Origin of the sequence: Enteractinococcus helveticum (assembly GCF_001657475.1) — a bacterium.
GTDB classification, from domain to species: Bacteria; Actinomycetota; Actinomycetes; order Actinomycetales; family Micrococcaceae; genus Yaniella; species Yaniella helvetica.
Window position 1 is genome coordinate 72,604 of the sequence record NZ_LXEY01000011.1, and the last position, 18,035, is coordinate 90,638.

The following is an 18,035-nucleotide window of genomic DNA, read 5'->3' on the forward strand; positions in this document are numbered from 1 at the left end:
CCTGCCACCTTTTCCGTTCGATTGCTCGGCTTGGCGCACCTGGTCGATGCCACCTGGCTAATTTTCCATCATAGTAGCAATCCCATCCCCACCGCGCCGTTCGGGTCTGCCACGGCGGCGTCATCGTACCGTAATGTGGAGGACGTGGCGGAGAACTCGAAGTCGGACAGGCCAAGATCGAACCTGTTCCAGAATATTAAGCAGCGCATCACCGGGGCACGTGACCAGTTGGCTACGACCCGTGCCAGACAACAATTTCGCGTGCCCGAACCAGATGAGTACCCTGCCAGCCCAATTACCCAGGCCGAAGATTTCACCCCCGAACGTCCACCGGCCGGCCCGGTCGAGCTGATATCGCGCCCGATCAGAACCGGTTTTTTACTGACCCTTGGCGTTGGGCTGGCGCTGGCGGTTTACCTGCTGGTGTCGTCAAATGTTCAACTACTCGTGTGGATTCTCGCAGCGATTTTCATCACACTGGGTCTGGATCCGATCGTCACCAAGATCCAATCCTGGGGTGCACCCCGCGGGGTCGGGGTCGCAGCGGCGGTGGTCATTTTGATCGGGATCGTCACAATCTTTATTTCCACGCTGATCCCAGTAATCGTGGAACAGACCACCGAATTTGCCCAAATCTTACCGACCGTCGTCTCAGATTTTATTGCTTCAGATTTCTTCCGCGCCATCGACGACGAATTCGACGTCGCCACGGTCATCACCACCGAGGTCAATAAATTCGTCTCGGACACAACCAATATCACCACCCTGCTCGGCGGAATTCTGGGGTTTGGCACAGCAGTGGTCAATGTTGGCTTCTCGGTACTCATCGTCGTCGTGCTGACCCTGTACTTCTTGGCGTCGCTGCCCACCATCAAACAGTGGCTCTACCGCCTGGCCCCGCGCTCGCGCCGTGAACGGCTCGAATACCTCTCGGAGAAAATTACCGGTTCCGTGGGGCACTATATTGTCGGGCAGACTATTGTGGCCACGCTCAATGGCATCGTCGCGTTTATTGCAGTGTCCATTGCCGGGCTGCAATACGCCGCACTATTGGCATTGATTGCCGGATTCATGGCTTTTATCCCGTTGGTGGGCGCGGTCACCGGTGGCGTGATCATCACGTTGCTGGCACTATTTGCCGGCTGGCAGTCCGCCCTGATATTTGCGATCATCTACTTCTTATACTTACAGATCGAGGCCTATGTGATCTCCCCGCGCATTATGCAACGCGCGGTGGCGATCCCCGGTGCACTGGCCGTCATCGGCGTCATCGCCGGCGGCTCCCTGCTGGGTGTGTTGGGCGCACTGATGGCCATTCCCGTCGTCGCCGGCTTCCTAGTCCTCGTGCGCGAAGTCTATGTGCCCTATCAGGACATGCGCTAATACCGCAGGTCTTGGCGTCGATTATTCCAGCAAGCGGTATGCCAATGACGGCGCAATTGGCCGGCGTCTTCATCTCCCATGAGCCAATCTGACCGCCACGTCACCACGTGCGTCTGGCCCTGCGGGATGGGCCGCAAACACCCCGGGCACGTGTAGATTTTTACCGCACGCCAGGCCGGGACCTGTCGGACGTGCCAGCCCCCATCAAAGGATTCTTCGTGCGAGTAATTGGTGTCGAAACCGGCTCGGTTGAATTCACCGACGGGAAGGGTTCTTCTGCCGCGTTTGGGGTGCTGATCACGACGGCGCTTATTCTTGCGAGCCATGAACCCTATTGTCACATACTCGCCGACCCACCCGGCTGCACTATGAAACTAAAATTACCCAGTAGACTAAGGCCCGTTATGCGACTTGTCATTGCTGAATGTTCTGTCACTTATGCTGGCCGGCTCAACGCCTATCTGCCCCCGGCCAAACGCCTGATCATGGTCAAGGCCGACGGTGCCGTGTTGGTGCACTCCGATGGTGGTTCCTATAAACCACTCAACTGGATGACTCCCCCGGCCAAGGTGCTCGTCTCTGATCCCTCCGAGGCTCAGCAGCAGGAGGGCATTGAAGCGATCTGGACGGTGCAGTCGCAGAAATCTGATGATCGCCTGATCATCAGTATTTACTGTATCGAGCACGATTCCAGCCACGAACTCGGTGTGGATCCAGGATTAGTCAAAGACGGTGTGGAGGCCGATCTGCAACGGCTACTGGCCGAACAGATTCACCTGCTGGGTTCGGGATATAAGCTCATCCGCCGTGAATATATGACGGCGATCGGGCCGGTCGATATTCTGGCCAAGAACGGCACCGGTGAAACGGTGGCCGTGGAGCTGAAGCGTCGCGGAGATATCGACGGCGTCGAGCAACTGTCCCGTTACGTTGAATTACTCAACCGTGATCCCCTACTGGCCCCAGTGCATGGTATTTTCGCCGCCCAACAGATCAAACCCCAGGCGCGCGTCTTGGCAGAGGATCGGGGCTTTAGCACCGTTACTCTGGATTACGATGCCATGCGAGGCGTCGACGATGCTGACTCGCGCCTCTTCTGAGTGCACCAACACTTTTTCCGATCGTCACATTCACGGTCTGGCCGGCGTGGATTTTGCGACCTCTGATGTCTCGGCCATCCGCGCGGCGCTGAGCCTGCTGGCTTCCCGCCGAACCACTGGGGTCACCGCTTCAATCCCGACGATCGACCTGGCAGCTCTGCCAGATACGCTGGACCGGTTGCGTTCCCTGCAGACCGGTGGACTCTTAGACGGCGTGCATTTGGAAGGTCCATTTCTTGTACCCGAGTTTGCTGGTGCGCATCCTGTTGCGGCCATCCTCAGCCCACAGGAAGAACGCGGCAAGCGATTCTTGGAAACCGTGATCGAGCAGCAAACCGGTAGCAGGCTAGTCACCATGATGACGCTGGCTCCCGAAGTTCCTGGTTTTGAGCACACGGTTGGGCAACTGGTCAGCTACGGTATTGAACCCGCGCTGGGTCATACCGCGGCCGATTACCACCAGATGCGCCACGGTATAGCCATGATTCATGCGCACACGGGCCGACCGGTGACCATCACCCATCTATATAACGCGATGCGTGGTTTTCATCATCGGGATCCAGGACCCATCCTGGCGGTGGCAGAGGCGGTAGAACGCGGTGAGGTCATTGTGGAGTTGATTGCAGATGGCTACCACGTTGATTTGCACCTCGTGCGCTGGTGGCTGGACCGGTGGCCAGAGGCCGTCCGATTGGTCTCAGATGCCTCCGCGGCAACACTTCCCGAAGGCGTGGAGCCGCTATATGCGGGACGTCCGCGACTGGGACATCTCGAACTGCACTACCCCGAAGCTACCGGGCCGCAGCTTGCCGGCAGCACCACTCTGGCTTCGGGCGGCAAGGACCTGTTGAGCATCCACGACGACTTGGTAGCCACCGGCTTTGATCATGCTCGGGTCTGTGCTGCGATGCAGCGCTGAACACCATTGTGGCGGTCCACCACTGTGCTTAAAGCAATCGGTCGACAGGGCCATCCACGTACCCTGTCGACCGATTGTCATATGAAGTTAGAAATAGCGTCGACGTTGTCGACGTCGTGGCGCTTCACGCCAGTGTCCAATACCGACGGCGGGACCAGATTCGTACCAAGTGGTCAGTTCGGAAACGTGGGCATGTGCGGCGCTGAGCTTGATGTGCTCACCGGTTCCCAAATTGTCTAACCGCACCCAAGAACGGATGCGAGTCCGACGCGGAAACCGTGTCACATCTAGTGCGTGTCGCGGCAGACTGGCAACCGGGCGCGGCCACATCGAATACACGCTGAAGATTTCCACCGAGTACTCGTTATAGGACACGACCACAGGTTTGCCAGGCTTTTCGTCGTCGTGTTTGCTGACCAGGCGCGCTTTAAAGGAACCGGGTGTTCGTAGCAGCATAAATAATCGCCAGGCGATGATAATAACCGTTACGAACGCTACAACCGCGATTCCGCTCAGCGTCCAGGCCAGCCACGACGGCATCTTAGGCTGACAGCTCCGCTTGGGTTGCCGCGATGGTCACCCGATTTGAATCAACCGAGAAGAACCCACCGTTGGCCTGTGCAACCACGGCTTCGCCGTCTGCTGCTTCGACCACGACTTCGCCGTCACCCAGCACCGCGAGCAGCGGGGTGTGACCGGGAAGAATCCCGATCTCGCCGTCGATGGTGCGGGCAGACACGGAGCGGGCTTGCCCAGACCACACGAAGTGGTCTTCGGCAACGATTTCGACGTCCAGAAAATTATCGGCCATGAGGTTTAGCCTTCTTTCTGGATTTTTGCCCATTCGCGTTCAACGTCATCCAGGCCACCAACGTTGTAGAAGGCCTGTTCTGCAATGTGGTCCAGGTCGCCGTCGGCGATGGCCTTGAAGCCTTCGATGGTGTCCTTGATCGGAACGGTCGAGCCTTCAACACCGGTGAACTGCTTAGCAGTGTAGGTGTTCTGGGACAGGAACTGTTCGATCTTGCGTGCACGGCCGACGACGACGCGGTCTTCTTCAGACAGTTCGTCGACACCGAGGATGGCGATGATGTCCTGCAGTTCTTTGTTCTTCTGCAGGATCTGCTTGACGCGAGTCGCTACGTCGTAGTGATCCTGACCAACATACTGTGGGTCCAGCAGACGGGAGGTCGATGCCAGTGGGTCAACCGCTGGGTACAGACCACGCGAGGCCAGGTCACGAGTCAAGTTGGTGGTCGCATCCAGGTGGGCGAACACGTTTGCTGGAGCAGGGTCAGTATAGTCGTCCGCTGGGACGTAGACGGCCTGCATCGAGGTAATGGAGTGACCGCGGGTCGAGGTAATGCGTTCCTGCAGGATACCCATTTCGTCAGCCAGGTTTGGCTGGTAACCCACAGCCGATGGCATACGACCCAGCAGGGTCGAAACTTCCATACCGGCCTGGGAGAAGCGGAAAATGTTGTCAATGAACAACAACACGTCCTGCTTCTGGACGTCACGGAAGTACTCTGCCATGGTCAGACCGGTCAGAGCCACGCGCAGACGGGTGCCTGGCGGCTCATCCATCTGGCCGAATACTAGCGCGGTGTCTTTGAGAACATCGGCTTCATCCATTTCGACCCAGAGGTCATTACCTTCACGAGTACGCTCACCGACACCGGCGAATACCGAGGTACCACCGAAGTTGCGAGCAACACGGGTAATCATTTCCTGAATCAGAACGGTTTTACCAACACCAGCACCACCGAACAGACCAATCTTTCCACCCTGAATGTAGGGGGTCAGTAGGTCAATAACCTTGATTCCGGTTTCCATCATCTGGGTGGAGGACTCAAGGTCAGCGAAGTTTGGTGGCTGGCGGTGAATTGGCCAGCGTTCCTGCACGTCGAGTTCTGAGATGTCGATGTCGAGAGAATCGCCCAGAGCGTTAAAGATGTGGCCTTTGACGACGTCGCCGACTGGAACCGAAATAGGACGGCCGGTGTCGACGACTTCCTGGCCGCGGACCAGACCGTCGGTGGCCTGCATCGCGATAGCGCGAACGAGGTTTTCACCAAGGTGCTGGGCAACTTCGAACGTGATAGTCGAAGTCTGGCCGCCAAGGGTCAGCTGAACAGTTAGAGCGTTGTAAATTTCCGGCATGGCATCGGCTGGAAATTCAGCGTCGATGACCGGACCGGTAATACGGGCAATGCGGCCCACGGCGCCGGTTGTAGCGCCGCTACCGGATTCATTCATAGTGGCAGTCATGTAACTCACTTCTATGTGGATGTTGAATATGGGTCAGTGAGGCTGTGGTGTCAGCCCGTTTAGGACTCGGCTAGTGCATCTGCACCAGCGATGAGTTCGGTGAGCTCCTGAGTAATGGAAGCCTGACGGGCGTTGTTCATCAGCAAAGTGTATTCACGGATGAGATCATCGGCGTTATCACCGGCTGCACTCATAGCTCGTTGACGGTTGGCCAGTTCAGATGCGGCAGCCTGCAACATCGACGAGAAGATTCTCGACTCAATGTATTTTGGCAGCAGTGCATCCAAGACATCTTCTGGGGCTGGTTCGTAGTCGTAAAGTGGCAACAATTCCGACTCGTCGGTGACTTCTTCTTCCACTACTTCCAGTGGCAGAAGACGCACGACCGTTGGATCTTGTTTGACCATGCTCTTGAACTCGGTGTAGACGATATGGATTTCGTCCACGCCGCCGTCTTCGTAGTCGGTTAGGAACGCATCGACAAGAGTTTCGCCGACGTCCTTTGCGACATCAAATTCTGGGTTATCTGTCGAACCGGTCCAGAATTTCTTATACGAACGGTTACGGAAGTCGAAGTACGCCTGAGCCTTGCGACCGATCAAATACAGATCGGCGGTTTTGCCTTCATCACTGAGGCGTTCGATCAAGGTCTCTGCGTGGCGCAGGATGTTTGCGGAGTATGCTCCGGCCAGACCGCGGTCGCTAGACATGATGAGCACGGCTGCGCGACGTGGGTTTTCTGGTTCCGACGTCAAAACGTGCTCAATGTCTTGTTGCGAGGCTACGGCAGAAACTGCCCGGGTGATTGCATTCGCATAGGGCATCGAAGCTGCCACACGCTGGCGTGCCTTACCGATTCGCGAAGTAGCGATCAGTTCCATCGCATTGAAGATCTTCTTCATCGACGTCGTCGAATCGATCTTATTGCGAAAGACCCGAATATCGGATGCTGACATGCTTTTCCTTTCTGTGACCTATAGCAGGTGCCGGGTATCCCCGGCACCTTGAGCTAGGGTCGATCAGCGTTTCTGGCGGACGATGCGTTCTTGTTCGACAGCGCCTTCGTCAATGGCGTCGAATTCTTCGTTGCCAGGCTGGACGGTGTTGCCACCCTGAGCGAGGAAGGACTTCTTGAAGCTGGTAACTTCCTGCTCCAAGACCGCAATGACGTCGTCGTTCAAACGACCGGATTCAGCAATGTCTGGCAACGCAATGTTGTTCAGACGCAGGTGCTGCAAGAATTCCGATTCGAAGCGCAGCACGTCGGATACTGGAACATCGTCCATGTGTCCTTTCGAGCCGGCCCAGATCGAAACAACCTGGTCTTCAACTGGGTATGGGGTGTACTGCGGCTGCTTGAGCAGTTCCATCAGACGTGCACCACGGTCCAGCTGTCGACGAGTCGAAGCATCAAGGTCAGAGGCGAACATCGCGAATGCTTCCATATCGCGGTACTGTGCGAGGTCAATACGCAGGGTACCGGAGACAGATTTCAGCGCCTTGGTCTGGGCGGCACCACCAACGCGTGATACCGAGATACCAACGTCAACAGCTGGACGCTGGTTGGCGTTGAACAGGTCAGACTGCAAGAAGATCTGGCCGTCGGTAATCGAGATAACGTTGGTTGGAATGTAGGCCGAGACGTCGTTGGCTTTGGTCTCAACGATTGGCAGACCGGTCATGGAGCCGGCACCCATTTCGTCGGAGAGTTTTGCACAACGTTCCAGCAACCGGGAGTGTAGGTAGAACACGTCACCTGGGTAGGCTTCACGGCCTGGTGGACGACGCAGCAACAGCGACACGGCGCGGTACGCTTCAGCCTGTTTGGACAGGTCGTCAAAAATGATCAGAACGTGTTTGCCACTGTACATCCAGTGCTGACCAATGGCTGAACCGGCGTATGGTGCCAGGTATTTGAAGCCTGCTGGGTCAGATGCTGGTGAGGCAACGATGGTGGTGTATTCCAGTGCGCCTTCTTTTTCCAAAGTAGCGCGAACCGATGCGATCGTGGAAGCCTTCTGGCCAACAGCGACGTAGATACAACGTACCTGTTTGTTCGGATCCCCCGAATCCCAGTTGGCTTTCTGGTTCAGGATCGCATCGACACCGATCGCGGTTTTACCGGTCTGGCGGTCACCAATGATCAGCTGACGCTGGCCACGGCCGATTGGAATCATCGCGTCGATGGCTTTCATACCAGTCTGAAGTGGTTCGTGTACCGACTTACGCTGGGTAACACCTGGTGCCTGGAGTTCCAGTGCACGGCGGCCTTCGTCTTCGATTGCACCAAGGTTGTCGATTGGTTCACCCAGTGGGTTCACTACACGACCCATGAAAGCGTCACCAACCGGTACGGACAGTACGTCGCCGGTGCGGTAAACTTTCATACCTTCTTGAATACCCTGGAAATCCCCCAGGACGACGACGCCAATTTCACGTGGGTCGAGGTTCTGAGCCAGTCCAGTGATGCCGTTATCGAAACGAAGAAGTTCGTTCGACATAACGGAAGGAAGACCTTCCACACGGGCAATACCGTCAGCTGCGCTCGTGACATAGCCAACTTCGACACGTTCGGTGTCGGCCGGTTCGTACGACTCCGCAAACTCGTTTAGGGCATCACGGACGTCGTCAGCGTTGATGGTCAAATCGGCCATCTGCAGTCCCTGCTCTCTTTTAATGCCACATCATTGTGGTGATGGGCCTAGTTGTATAGGTTTCGAGTGCCGGTTTCAGCCGGCCAGTTTAGTGTTCAGATCGTTCAGTCGTGAAGCGACCGAGGAGTCAATGACTTCGTCACCAACTTGGATCCGGATTCCGCCGATCAGCTGCGGGTCAGTGTGAACGTTCAGCTGTAGCTGGCGACCAAAAGTGGACGACAGCGAGCCAGCCAAACGATCGAGCTGAGCTTGCTGGAGTGGACGGGCCACCGTCACATCGGCGATCCACTGACGTTGTTGCTGTGCGCTCAGATCAGCGAAACGACGAACAAGATCAACAGGTTTGACTCCGCGAGGGTTTTCAACGGCCTGACGTACCAGCAATTTGGCTGAGTTCAGGGCGTTGGCCGACATGAGGTTGTCAGCAAGATCGCCTCGGGAAGATACCGGTGCTTGGTGGTCAGTGAGTGCTCGTTGCAGCTCGTGGCTGGCCTCAACAACACGGTTGAATTCCAGCAGTTGCTGTGTGAGCGTTTTTAGACCAGCAAGACCGCCCTGTTCGGCGCTGTAGATAGCGGTGGTAGCTGCCATCTCTTCGAGTGCATCACCGAATTCGCGTTCGGTGGTCCAGCGTACGCCGGCAAGATTCTGCAATACAGTCACAGCGTTTGCTGAGACTTTGTTAGCAAAGATCTTGCGAATAAGTTCTTGACGTCGGTTGGCTTCAACCGTTGGGTCGGTGATCGACCGGCGCAGTGCACCGTTTTCGTCGATCACTTTCAAAGCCGCAAACAGTTCGGCGCCGAGTTCGACTCCTCCGGCTGAAAGGGTTGCTTTCAGCTCGGTGTGCAGTTGTGCCAATGAATCACGCGATGCTTGTGACATTACTCAGTTGCACCTGCACTCGTGGTTGAGGCCTGTTCTTTCTCCAGGTCTGCCAGGAAGCGGTCGACTACACGCTGCGAACGTGCATCGTCATCAAGGGCTTCACCAACAATCTTGGAAGCCAGCGACGTTGCCAGAGTACCGACTTCGGTACGCAATGCTGCAACTGCCTGCTGGCGTTCAGCAGCGATCTGAACAGAAGCTTGTTCAGAGATGCGTGACGCTTCTGCGGAAGCATTCTGACGGGCCTCTGTAACAATCTGTGCCGCTTCAGTACGAGCCTGCTCGCGAATCTGGCTGGCTTCGGTGCGGGCTTCTTGCAGGAGCTGTTCGTAATTGTTCTTTAGTTGTGCAGCTTCTGCTTGTGCAGCCTGAGCGCGCTCAAGTCCACCTTCGATCGCATCCCGACGTTCGACGTAAGATTTCTCCATTGCCGGAACGACGAATTTGATGACGATGAACAAGAGGACAAGGAAACCAACCGAGGTAACCACGATTTCCCAGATATTTGGGATCAGTGGGTTCGCTTGTTCCTGTTCCGCGGCGGCCGCCATGATCGTCATGCTATTGATCATTTCAAACCATCCTTAAGTGTTCATTACTGACATATGTGGTCGGATGCTTACCGACCGTGGATGGCGCCTAGGCTCCAATAACGAAGGCGAAGACCAGACCAAAAATGGCAAGAGCTTCTGCCAGAGCGAAGCCAAGCAGCGCGATTGGCTGCAGCTGCGACTGGGATTCTGGCTGACGTGCAACACCGTTGATGTATGCAGCGAAGATCAGACCCACACCAATAGCGGAGCCAATTGCGGCCAGACCGTAACCGATCATGTTCAATGAACCGTGCAGTTCCATTGTGTTCCTTTCAAGATGCCTAACAGGCAGGTTGTGGAGGGTTCCCGGCGGGGATCCGATGGGTACCGGTACCAGGAAGTTATTTCACGGTGTGTATCTCACCGTTGCGATCCGTAGGTCCGAATCGCTAAATTTCTGTATCAAATATTGAATTGTAGGCGGAGCGTTGACCGCTACGCTGCGACAGTCGTTGACGTGTCCACCGCAGGTTCTGGGTGAGCATCGATTGCCCCTTGGATGTACAGCGCCGTCAGCAAGGTAAAGACGAATGCTTGCAGCACCATGATCAGTAGTTCCAAGAAGTACAGCGCAACCGAACCGATAATGACACCGATACCGAGACCAGCGTTGAAAATGCTGTCAGTTTGAGTGATGAGGTATTCCGCACCGGATCCAGCCAGCATAACGATCATGTGACCGGCCAGCATGGTGGCCATCAAACGCAATGAGTGCGTCAGCGGACGAACGATGAAGTTGGAAATGATCTCCAGTGGAACCAGCAGTGGCAAAATCCAACCAGGTACACCTTGTGGGACGACAGCCAGTTTGAAGTATTTGACGCCGTGGTGGCGTAGACCGACACCGATCCACACGATGTACATGATGATGGCGATCGCGTATGCGGCGCCAGCATGTGAGAACGATGGCAGCTGCAAGATCGGGATTGCACCGAACAGGTTATTGAAGAGTACGAAGAAGAAGGTCGCAAACAGCAGTGGGACCCATTGACGGAAATGTTTCTCACCGAGAATGTCGCGGCCCATGCCGTTGCGAACGAACGCATAGCCGGATTCAGCGATCCACTGAAGACGCCCTGGAACCAGGGACGGTTTGCGCATTGCGATGCCAAACAGCGCCCAGATGAGGATGACCGACAGAATGATCATAACCATCTGCTTGCCGAAACCGGTGCCGTACTCAGCCATCCACGGAATGATATCTGGCGGGTGCGCATCGTCGATCGTGGGCGGCACGTATCCCTGCGTGGGGAGATAACTTAGCACGAGTGGAAGCACGCAAATCCTCTCTTAAGAATCCCACGGGAAGGTTTAGGTATTTGAACCTGCTTCGGGGATGTTGCCGGAGTGTTGTTGTAGGCAGTTGCGATTTTCAACGCGTTTTTTGCCCTTGGATAGTCTAGCAAAAACACTAACCCGTGTCGCATTGAGTCGCTTACTTCGCACGACGTCGCTGGTACAATCTAGCAAATCAAGTGAGATGTTACTCACACTATTTCTACACAGCGTCGAAAAAATCTAATAAAACAGCTTGTCAGAGTGGCAATTGGCGTATCTCACAGGCAATATTTGACCAATATTTGTTGTCTTTATCACATTGAAGCGCACGTCTATGAATAGATCAGGCGTCGGGTATTGATAAATACAATAACCTCTGCAGCTTGCCAGATCACGATCGCTACCAGGGCTCCAATCGCGGCTCCGACGGTATGTAACCAGTCTGGCGCCGGCACCAGCGTGAGCAAAAATCCCAGGATGACGATTTTGGCGACAAAAGCTCCCATCGCCAAGGGAATCGCCAGTTCACGACGTCGTTGCCACACGATGGCGATGAGCAGAACACTGACGGCTGATAAGACCCAGACGATCAAGCCGGCAACCAGTGCCGACAGCCCGGCGTCTCCGTTTTCTGCCAAGGTGAAGGCCACTGCGGTGACGAGGATGCCGATCCAGGTGGGCCAGGAAGCGTGGATCAGGATCCCCCACCAGCCGCGTTTATTGACGGGTTTCTTTGCCATGCGTTTCACCTTGTTCTGCCGATTGATTCAGCGCTCGTTCGGCAGCTCGTGCTGCACGCAGTTTATTGAGTCGTCGATAATAGGCCCGCCGCGCCATCCAGGGTCGAAGGGTCAGCAAAATGAGCAGTGCCAGGGCGACGATTGTTACGGCTATGACGATCTCGGCTGGGAAATACGTCAGCGAGACAGCACCGAATCCGACCACAAAGGTCCACAAGTACAGCAGTAATACCGCTTGTCGGTGAGTGTATCCGCCGTCGACCAGTTTGTGGTGGATGTGGCCGCGGTCAGCACTAAATGGGGAGCTTCGTCGTGCAGTTCTGCGCAGTACGGCCATGAAGAGATCCAACAGCGGCAGGATCATGACGGCTAGGGGCAGCAGGATGGGCATATAGGCCGGAATGTTCCGGAAGCGGAAGCCTTCCAGCGCACCCAGATCAGCTGTGACAGCGACAGCTGCGGTGGCCATGAGCAAGCCAATGAGCTGGGCACCGACTTCGCCCATGAAGATGCGTGCCGGATGGAAGTTGAACGGCAGAAAGCCCAAACATGCTCCGATGAGAAGTGCGGTCAGCAGGGTCGCCAAGTTGGAGTAGTCGTAGGCGTTGATGGTTCTGGTGAGGATGTAGCTGTAAATAAAGAATGCCGACCCACCGATGATGGCCACACCGGCTGCTAGGCCGTCGAGTCCGTCGATGAAGTTGAACGCATTGATCGTGAGCACAATGACGAAGATGGTGATGACGATCTGGGCCAGTTCGTTGTCGACGTGGATCCACCCGACCGGCATGGCCTCCACGCGGATGCCGGCCGAGGCCACAATGCCTGCGGCCAGTATTTGGCCAGCAAATTTGATGATCCAATGTAAATCCCACAGATCATCTGCCACGCCCATGATCAGCGTGACCAGGATTGCCAACAGGATGCCGACAATGGGCGCCTGGTAGATCCCGGATAAAAACGGGATCAGGGATGCAGCTCCCAGGACGATCATCACAGCCAAGGCCATGGCCGCTCCCCCAAGCTTGGGGATGGGTTCGCGGTGCATGTCGCGTTTTCGGGTCGGTGTATAGACGCGTCCGCGAACACCTAACATGCGTGCCATCGGGGTCAGTGCGAAACTGATCAGCGCGGTGATGGCCACGATGGCAAGGTAGACCTTCATAAGGACGAAGAATCCTCCGACGCCGGGGGTTCTGATGGCCCAGCATCAGGTGTTGGTTCGGGGTCATTGATATCTAACACATCGGCAACGACCTGACGGAGCTGTTCGATGGTGATGGCACCCGCACGGAGGACCCGATGCGGGGTGACCGTGCAGTCTACGATGGTGGAGGCTTGTTGTACGCCACGATCGCCGTCATGAATATAGACCGCCACGGATTCTCCCAGGGCCTCTTGGGCCTGCTGGGCGGTGGTTGCTGCTGGCTGTCCGTGCCGGTTGGCAGATGACACTGCCAGTGGGCCGGTGTTTTGCAGGATCTGTTGGGCTAGTTCATCGGCCGGTTGGCGCAGTGCAACAGTGCCATGCGTTTCGCCAAGGTCCCACGACAGTGAGGGTTGCGCGTTGAAGATCAGCGTCAGGGCACCCGGCCAGAAGGCTTCGGCAAGTTGTCGCCCGGTGGATGGGATGTCTGCGGCGAGTGCATCCAGGACCTGCATGTTGGCAATCAGCACTGGTGGCGGTGATTGCCGGGAGCGTCCCTTTGCGGCCAGGAGCACGGCTACTGCCTGTGGGCTAAACGCATCGGCACCCACACCGTAGACGGTGTCGGTGGGTAGGACGATGAGTTCACGTTGGCCGATGGCTTGGCTCGCCGCGGCGATGGCGGCGGTCCGTTGGTCGGATTGTTGGGCGTCGAACAGCTGAGTCACGATAGTTATTGTGCCAGGGTTGGGGATGATTTCGGTGTTGGTTTCGCCGATGGTGTGCGAATCGCAGTGACGAATCGCTGAGCACCGGTGAGGTCGTTGACGGTTTGTACCTGTTCCCACGCGGGGTCGGCTGCCAGTGCAGCGACGAGTTGTTGGGCGTGGGTGTGGTCGTGTTCCATCATGAAAAACCCGCCCGGTGCTAGCCATCCGGCGGCCTGTTCGGCAATGCGCAACGGGATGGCCGTGCCATCCGCTGACCCACCGTACAGGGCACGTTCGGGGTCTTGTTCGGCTTCGTATTGCGTCACGGGCGTCGTCGTAGGAATATACGGCGGATTGGAGACCACGGCGTCAAATTGTGCTCGCAGCGGTGATAATTCTGGTGCTGCTGCGATGACACTGTGGTGGTCGGTGGCATCGGCGCACAATACGGTGACGTTGTGCTGTGCGGTATTTTCGCCCGCCAATTCGGCTGCTTGCGCAGAGATATCCACCGCCCACAGGTCTGTAAGGATGTTTCGTTGCTGTAACTGATCGGCAAGGGCTGCAGCGATGGTGCCCGTGCCAGTACACAGGTCCAGGATCTTCAATGGGCCAGGGTGCGAAGCGAAATGCTGGAGCGTGGTTTCCACCAGGACTTCAGTTTCAACTCGCGGGATAAAGACACCGGGTGCGACTTTTACCTCGAGGCCGTAGAAGGCTGAGGTGCCGATCAAGTATTGCAGTGGGGTGCGCGTGGCGCGAGCTTTGGCAAGCTCGGTAATTTGTTCTACAGCCTCGGCATCGAGCTGCTCCCCTAGTGCCCGGAGTACTCCGAGCCTGCCGCGGGAAACGCCCAGAATGTGGGAGACGATGGTAGCCGCCTCGGCCTGTGGCGAGTCGATGCCCGCCTGGCTCAAGTGATCTTGAACCAGGCGGATCATCTCGTTGACGTCGGTCATGAGGCCTTGGAGTTTTCGCCCAGGGCGGCAAGACGTTCGGCTTCGTCCATTTCGATCAGCGAATCGATGACCGGATCCAGATCGCCTTCCAGCACGCGGTCCAAGTTATTGGCTTTATACCCGGTGCGGTGATCCGCGATGCGGTTTTCTGGGAAGTTATAGGTACGAATACGTTCGGACCGGTCCATGGTGCGAACCTGGGAGGCACGGGTCTCGGCGGCTTCAGCATCGAGTTGTTCTTGCTGCCAGGCCAACAGACGGGACCGCAGCACACGCATGGCGGCTTCACGGTTCTGGATCTGGGACTTTTCGTTCTGCATTGCCACCACAATGCCGGTGGGCAGGTGGGTAATGCGCACCGCGGAGTCGGTGGTATTGACGTGCTGACCACCAGGACCGGAGGAACGATACACATCGATCTTCAGGTCGGTTTGGTTGATGGCGATTTCTTCAGGTTCATCGACTTCCGGGAACACCAGGACACCGGCAGCTGAGGTGTGAATACGCCCCTGGGATTCGGTGACGGGCACGCGCTGGACGCGGTGGACACCGCCTTCGAACTTCAGGTGTGCAAATACGCCTTCTGCTGGATCGTTGGTATTCGATGAGACACCGATGTGGACGTCTTTGTAGCCGCCCAGGTCGGATTCGGTGGCCGAAATGATCTCGGTTTTCCAACCCTTATTCTCGGCATACCGCAGGTACATCCGTGCCAGGTCGGAGGCAAATAGGGCTGCTTCCTCGCCACCTTCGCCACCTTTGATTTCCAAAATGACGTTGCGTGCGTCGTCGGGATCTCGTGGGATCAGCAGCCGGTGTAGCAGTTCGCTGGCTTCTTCGTAGCTGGCTTCCAGCCCGGGAATCTCTGCGGCAAAGTCCGGGTCTTCTTCGGCGAGTTCTTTGGTGTCTTCTAGGTCTTGGCCCAGTTGTTGCCAGCGTTTGTGGGCTTTGACGATTTTTTCAAGTTCGGCAAAGCGACGACCGACTTTGCGTGCCATGGCTTGGTCGGCGTGGACCGCCGGGTCGCCCATTTTTTCGGTGAGCTCGGTGTGTTCTTCTAGCAGGTTATTGATGGAATCGAAGATCATATTTGGTACCTCGTAGTTGAAATCTTAGTGCAGATGAAAAAACCATCGCGCAACCGTCTCTGGTCGCGCGATGGTTTCAGACTGCTTGCTAAGATTCTGCCTGACCACGCAGGGTGGTCTTGGAGACCAGCATCAGAAATTCCGCGTTGGTTTCGGTTTCTTTCAGCTTGGATGTCAACAGTTCCAGAGCCTGCTGGGTTTCCAGACCGGACAGTACGCGGCGCAGGCGCCACATGATGCGAATTTCTTCTGCGGTGAGCAGGTTTTCTTCGCGTCGGGTACCCGATGCGTTGATGTCGATGGCTGGGAAGATGCGACGTTCCGACAGATCGCGGGACAGGCGCAGTTCCATGTTGCCGGTGCCCTTGAATTCTTCGAAGATCACTTCGTCCATGCGGGAGCCGGTTTCAACCAGTGCGGTGGCCAGAATGGTCAGCGAGCCGCCACCTTCAATGTTGCGGGCTGCACCAAAGAATTTCTTGGGCGGGTACAGTGCTGCCGAGTCGACACCACCGGACAGAATACGGCCCGATGCTGGTGCGGTCAGGTTGTAGGCACGGCCCAGACGGGTCATCGAGTCCAGCAGGACGACGACGTCGTGACCGAGTTCTACCATGCGCTTGGCGCGTTCGATCGACAGTTCAGCAACTGTGGTGTGGTCTTCAGCCGGGCGGTCGAAGGTCGAAGCGATGACTTCACCGCGCACCGAGCGCTGCATGTCGGTGACTTCTTCGGGACGCTCATCCACCAGTACCATCATGAGTTTGACCTCAGGGTTGTTGGTGGTGATCGCGTTGGCGATCGACTGCAGCATCATCGTCTTACCGGCTTTTGGTGGCGAGACGATCAGACCGCGCTGGCCTTTACCAATCGGGGCGACGAGGTCCACCAGACGTGGGCCCATGTCTTTTGGATTATTGTCTTCCAGGCGCAGGCGTTCTTTGGGGTACAGCGGGGTGAGTTTATTGAATTCCACACGTTTCGGGTGTTCTACGGCTTCTTGGCCGTTGACCCAGTCGAGTTTGACCAGTGCGTTGAATTTCTGACGGTTCCCGCCGCCACCACCGCCGCCGCTGCGACGGTTGCGTCCACCACGGCCACCGCGACCGCGGCCACCGCCCTGGTTGCTACCATCGTCGTCTTCGCCCGGGGCGCGTACCTGGCCGCGCACTGCGTCACCTTTGCGCAGGCCGTAGCGCTTGACCATGGCCATCGAAACGTAGACGTCGTTGGGGCCGGGCAGGTAGCCCGAGGTGCGCACGAATGCATAGTTGTCGAGCACATCGAGAATGCCCGAGATCGGCACGAGCGATTCATCTTCGGAAACCTCGTGGTGCTGCTGATCATCATCGGAGTCGTGATCTTGATCCTGATCACGACGACGATCGCGTGAACGGTTGCGATCGCGTTGACGTTGACGGCGCTGATTGCGCTGATCATCGTCACGACGACGGCGCGAACCGTCCTGCTTATCGTCACCGGATTCATCGGAATCCTGGTCATCGGAAGAGTCTTGATCGTCGCGGGAATCACGGCGCTGGCGATCCTGATCGCGACGCTGTTGGTTGCGAGTGCGCTGTCCACGACCACGGCCGGAGGACTCTTGCTCCTCGGATTTTTCGTCTTCTTGCTGCGCGGCGTCGTCGGTCTTGGTGGTCGGCTCATTCTTGGTGGTCGACTCATCGCGTGCGGCTTTATCGTCGCGTGATTGCTGGCTTCGGCCACCGCGGCGTCCACGGCCAGACTGCTGCTCGCGCTGCTTGGGTTCTTCAGAGGCAGCGTCTGGTTTTTCAGCGTCACCGTCGTGTTGAATGTCCAGCTGCTCTTGGGCTTGCTTCTCAGACTGCTGATCCTTGGTGGACTCAGAGGCGGTTTGCGTCTGTTCGGCAGCTGCAGCGGTATCGGCCGGTTTGGTAGCGGCCTTCTTGGCGCGCTCAGTGGTGCGAGACTTTTGCGGCTTATCCTCGGCAGCCTTGGCTTTCTGCGGCTTGTCGTCAGCAACCTTGGCTTCTTTGGCAGCTGGACGTTCGGTGCTGCTCCCGCCACGCTGGTGGTCGGTGATGACTTCTACCAGCTGAGCTTTGCGCATCCGGGAGGTGCCGGTAATGCCAAGCTGCGTTGCTAAGTCTCTAAGTTGGGTCAGTTTGAGGCTACCCAGGCCAGCAGACCCATTTTCGGTTGGGGCCTGCATTGTGTCTTGTTCAGTCACGAAGGTTCCTTCCCCCTCGTCGGTACGGGCTTAAGATACCCGCAGATTTGATAACAAGCTTGACGCGACTGTGGTTACGTCAGATTGTTTTGG

Annotated in this window: 19 protein-coding genes; 3 read left to right on the top strand and 16 right to left on the bottom strand. The window is 56.8% G+C overall.

Annotation, left to right across the window (positions count from 1 at the left end; all coding sequences use genetic code 11):
- Nucleotides 1–30 precede the first annotated feature (30 nt).
- The gene (locus A6F49_RS03425; RefSeq protein ID WP_161485765.1) at nucleotides 31–1,383 is read left to right on the top strand and encodes an AI-2E family transporter; all 1,353 of its coding nucleotides are present in this window, start codon (nucleotides 31–33) and stop codon (nucleotides 1,381–1,383) included.
- On the opposite strand, the gene A6F49_RS17235 is transcribed toward A6F49_RS03425, so the two are convergent.
- Nucleotides 1,380–1,709, bottom strand: coding sequence for a hypothetical protein (locus A6F49_RS17235; RefSeq protein ID WP_082911567.1), 330 nt, complete (start codon nucleotides 1,707–1,709; stop codon nucleotides 1,380–1,382). The genes A6F49_RS03425 and A6F49_RS17235 overlap by 4 nt on opposite strands.
- 78 nt (nucleotides 1,710–1,787) lie before the next feature.
- Here A6F49_RS17235 and nucS point away from each other — a divergent pair, with 78 nt between their 5' ends.
- The gene (gene nucS, locus A6F49_RS03430) at nucleotides 1,788–2,483 is read left to right on the top strand and encodes an endonuclease NucS (protein WP_043057003.1); all 696 of its coding nucleotides are present in this window, start codon (nucleotides 1,788–1,790) and stop codon (nucleotides 2,481–2,483) included.
- Nucleotides 2,461–3,402 carry a hypothetical protein gene (locus tag A6F49_RS03435; RefSeq protein WP_052504698.1) on the top strand — a complete coding sequence of 314 codons (942 nt, stop codon included), beginning with the start codon at nucleotides 2,461–2,463 and terminating at the stop codon, nucleotides 3,400–3,402. Before nucS ends, A6F49_RS03435 begins: the two co-directional genes overlap by 23 nt.
- A gap of 87 nt (nucleotides 3,403–3,489) precedes the next feature.
- Here A6F49_RS03435 and A6F49_RS03440 read toward each other — a convergent pair whose 3' ends face one another.
- The 15 genes from A6F49_RS03440 to rho form a co-directional block, all read right to left on the bottom strand.
- Complete coding sequence (locus A6F49_RS03440; protein WP_043057004.1) at nucleotides 3,490–3,942, bottom strand: DUF2550 family protein; 453 nt, start codon at nucleotides 3,940–3,942, stop codon at nucleotides 3,490–3,492.
- Between the two features lies 1 nt (nucleotide 3,943).
- Complete coding sequence (locus A6F49_RS03445; protein ID WP_043057005.1) at nucleotides 3,944–4,213, bottom strand: F0F1 ATP synthase subunit epsilon; 270 nt, start codon at nucleotides 4,211–4,213, stop codon at nucleotides 3,944–3,946.
- A 5-nt stretch (nucleotides 4,214–4,218) separates the two neighbouring features.
- Nucleotides 4,219–5,673, bottom strand: coding sequence for a F0F1 ATP synthase subunit beta (gene atpD / locus A6F49_RS03450; RefSeq protein WP_043057006.1), 1,455 nt, complete (start codon nucleotides 5,671–5,673; stop codon nucleotides 4,219–4,221).
- Nucleotides 5,674–5,732: 59 nt separating this feature from the next.
- Nucleotides 5,733–6,629 carry a F0F1 ATP synthase subunit gamma gene (locus A6F49_RS03455; protein WP_043057007.1) on the bottom strand — a complete coding sequence of 299 codons (897 nt, stop codon included), beginning with the start codon at nucleotides 6,627–6,629 and terminating at the stop codon, nucleotides 5,733–5,735.
- 63 nt (nucleotides 6,630–6,692) lie between these two features.
- The gene (gene atpA / locus A6F49_RS03460; protein ID WP_043057008.1) at nucleotides 6,693–8,327 is read right to left on the bottom strand and encodes a F0F1 ATP synthase subunit alpha; all 1,635 of its coding nucleotides are present in this window, start codon (nucleotides 8,325–8,327) and stop codon (nucleotides 6,693–6,695) included.
- Between the two features lie 75 nt (nucleotides 8,328–8,402).
- Complete coding sequence (locus tag A6F49_RS03465; RefSeq protein ID WP_043057009.1) at nucleotides 8,403–9,215, bottom strand: F0F1 ATP synthase subunit delta; 813 nt, start codon at nucleotides 9,213–9,215, stop codon at nucleotides 8,403–8,405.
- Nucleotides 9,215–9,790, bottom strand: coding sequence for a F0F1 ATP synthase subunit B (locus A6F49_RS03470; RefSeq protein WP_043057010.1), 576 nt, complete (start codon nucleotides 9,788–9,790; stop codon nucleotides 9,215–9,217). Before A6F49_RS03470 ends, A6F49_RS03465 begins: the two co-directional genes overlap by 1 nt.
- A gap of 67 nt (nucleotides 9,791–9,857) precedes the next feature.
- Entirely contained in the window at nucleotides 9,858–10,073 is a 216-nt protein-coding gene (gene atpE, locus A6F49_RS03475; protein ID WP_043057011.1) for an ATP synthase F0 subunit C, read from the bottom strand.
- Nucleotides 10,074–10,246: 173 nt separating this feature from the next.
- The gene (gene atpB / locus A6F49_RS03480; RefSeq protein ID WP_150119374.1) at nucleotides 10,247–10,999 is read right to left on the bottom strand and encodes a F0F1 ATP synthase subunit A; all 753 of its coding nucleotides are present in this window, start codon (nucleotides 10,997–10,999) and stop codon (nucleotides 10,247–10,249) included.
- 422 nt (nucleotides 11,000–11,421) lie between these two features.
- Nucleotides 11,422–11,829 carry a hypothetical protein gene (locus A6F49_RS03485; RefSeq protein WP_043057013.1) on the bottom strand — a complete coding sequence of 136 codons (408 nt, stop codon included), beginning with the start codon at nucleotides 11,827–11,829 and terminating at the stop codon, nucleotides 11,422–11,424.
- Nucleotides 11,807–12,994 (bottom strand): MraY family glycosyltransferase, encoded by a 1,188-nt coding sequence (locus A6F49_RS03490; protein WP_067605539.1) that lies wholly within the window; start codon nucleotides 12,992–12,994, stop codon nucleotides 11,807–11,809. The genes A6F49_RS03485 and A6F49_RS03490 overlap by 23 nt, the downstream gene beginning before the upstream one ends.
- A complete protein-coding gene (locus tag A6F49_RS03495; RefSeq protein WP_043057014.1) occupies nucleotides 12,991–13,704 on the bottom strand; it encodes an L-threonylcarbamoyladenylate synthase in 714 nt (237 codons plus the stop codon). The genes A6F49_RS03490 and A6F49_RS03495 overlap by 4 nt, the downstream gene beginning before the upstream one ends.
- 5 nt (nucleotides 13,705–13,709) lie before the next feature.
- Complete coding sequence (gene prmC, locus A6F49_RS03500) at nucleotides 13,710–14,645, bottom strand: peptide chain release factor N(5)-glutamine methyltransferase (protein ID WP_043057015.1); 936 nt, start codon at nucleotides 14,643–14,645, stop codon at nucleotides 13,710–13,712.
- Nucleotides 14,642–15,733 (bottom strand): peptide chain release factor 1, encoded by a 1,092-nt coding sequence (gene prfA, locus A6F49_RS03505; RefSeq protein WP_407643826.1) that lies wholly within the window; start codon nucleotides 15,731–15,733, stop codon nucleotides 14,642–14,644. Before prfA ends, prmC begins: the two co-directional genes overlap by 4 nt.
- Nucleotides 15,734–15,821: 88 nt before the next feature.
- Nucleotides 15,822–17,942, bottom strand: coding sequence for a transcription termination factor Rho (gene rho / locus A6F49_RS03510; RefSeq protein ID WP_407643827.1), 2,121 nt, complete (start codon nucleotides 17,940–17,942; stop codon nucleotides 15,822–15,824).
- Nucleotides 17,943–18,035: the final 93 nt, after the last annotated feature.

Coding starts and splice junctions, on each gene's coding strand:
- A6F49_RS17235 (WP_082911567.1), bottom strand. CDS start 1,709: ATGGCTCGCAAGAATAAGCGCCGTCGTGATCAGCACCCCAAACGCGGC.
- nucS (WP_043057003.1), top strand. CDS start 1,788: ATGCGACTTGTCATTGCTGAATGTTCTGTCACTTATGCTGGCCGGCTC.
- A6F49_RS03435 (WP_052504698.1), top strand. CDS start 2,461: ATGCTGACTCGCGCCTCTTCTGAGTGCACCAACACTTTTTCCGATCGT.
- A6F49_RS03440 (WP_043057004.1), bottom strand. CDS start 3,942: ATGCCGTCGTGGCTGGCCTGGACGCTGAGCGGAATCGCGGTTGTAGCG.
- A6F49_RS03445 (WP_043057005.1), bottom strand. CDS start 4,213: ATGGCCGATAATTTTCTGGACGTCGAAATCGTTGCCGAAGACCACTTC.
- atpD (WP_043057006.1), bottom strand. CDS start 5,673: ATGACTGCCACTATGAATGAATCCGGTAGCGGCGCTACAACCGGCGCC.
- A6F49_RS03455 (WP_043057007.1), bottom strand. CDS start 6,629: ATGTCAGCATCCGATATTCGGGTCTTTCGCAATAAGATCGATTCGACG.
- atpA (WP_043057008.1), bottom strand. CDS start 8,327: ATGGCCGATTTGACCATCAACGCTGACGACGTCCGTGATGCCCTAAAC.
- A6F49_RS03465 (WP_043057009.1), bottom strand. CDS start 9,215: ATGTCACAAGCATCGCGTGATTCATTGGCACAACTGCACACCGAGCTG.
- A6F49_RS03470 (WP_043057010.1), bottom strand. CDS start 9,790: ATGATCAATAGCATGACGATCATGGCGGCCGCCGCGGAACAGGAACAA.
- atpE (WP_043057011.1), bottom strand. CDS start 10,073: ATGGAACTGCACGGTTCATTGAACATGATCGGTTACGGTCTGGCCGCA.
- atpB (WP_150119374.1), bottom strand. CDS start 10,999: ATGGCTGAGTACGGCACCGGTTTCGGCAAGCAGATGGTTATGATCATT.
- A6F49_RS03485 (WP_043057013.1), bottom strand. CDS start 11,829: ATGGCAAAGAAACCCGTCAATAAACGCGGCTGGTGGGGGATCCTGATC.
- A6F49_RS03490 (WP_067605539.1), bottom strand. CDS start 12,994: ATGAAGGTCTACCTTGCCATCGTGGCCATCACCGCGCTGATCAGTTTC.
- prmC (WP_043057015.1), bottom strand. CDS start 14,645: ATGACCGACGTCAACGAGATGATCCGCCTGGTTCAAGATCACTTGAGC.
- prfA (WP_407643826.1), bottom strand. CDS start 15,733: ATGATCTTCGATTCCATCAATAACCTGCTAGAAGAACACACCGAGCTC.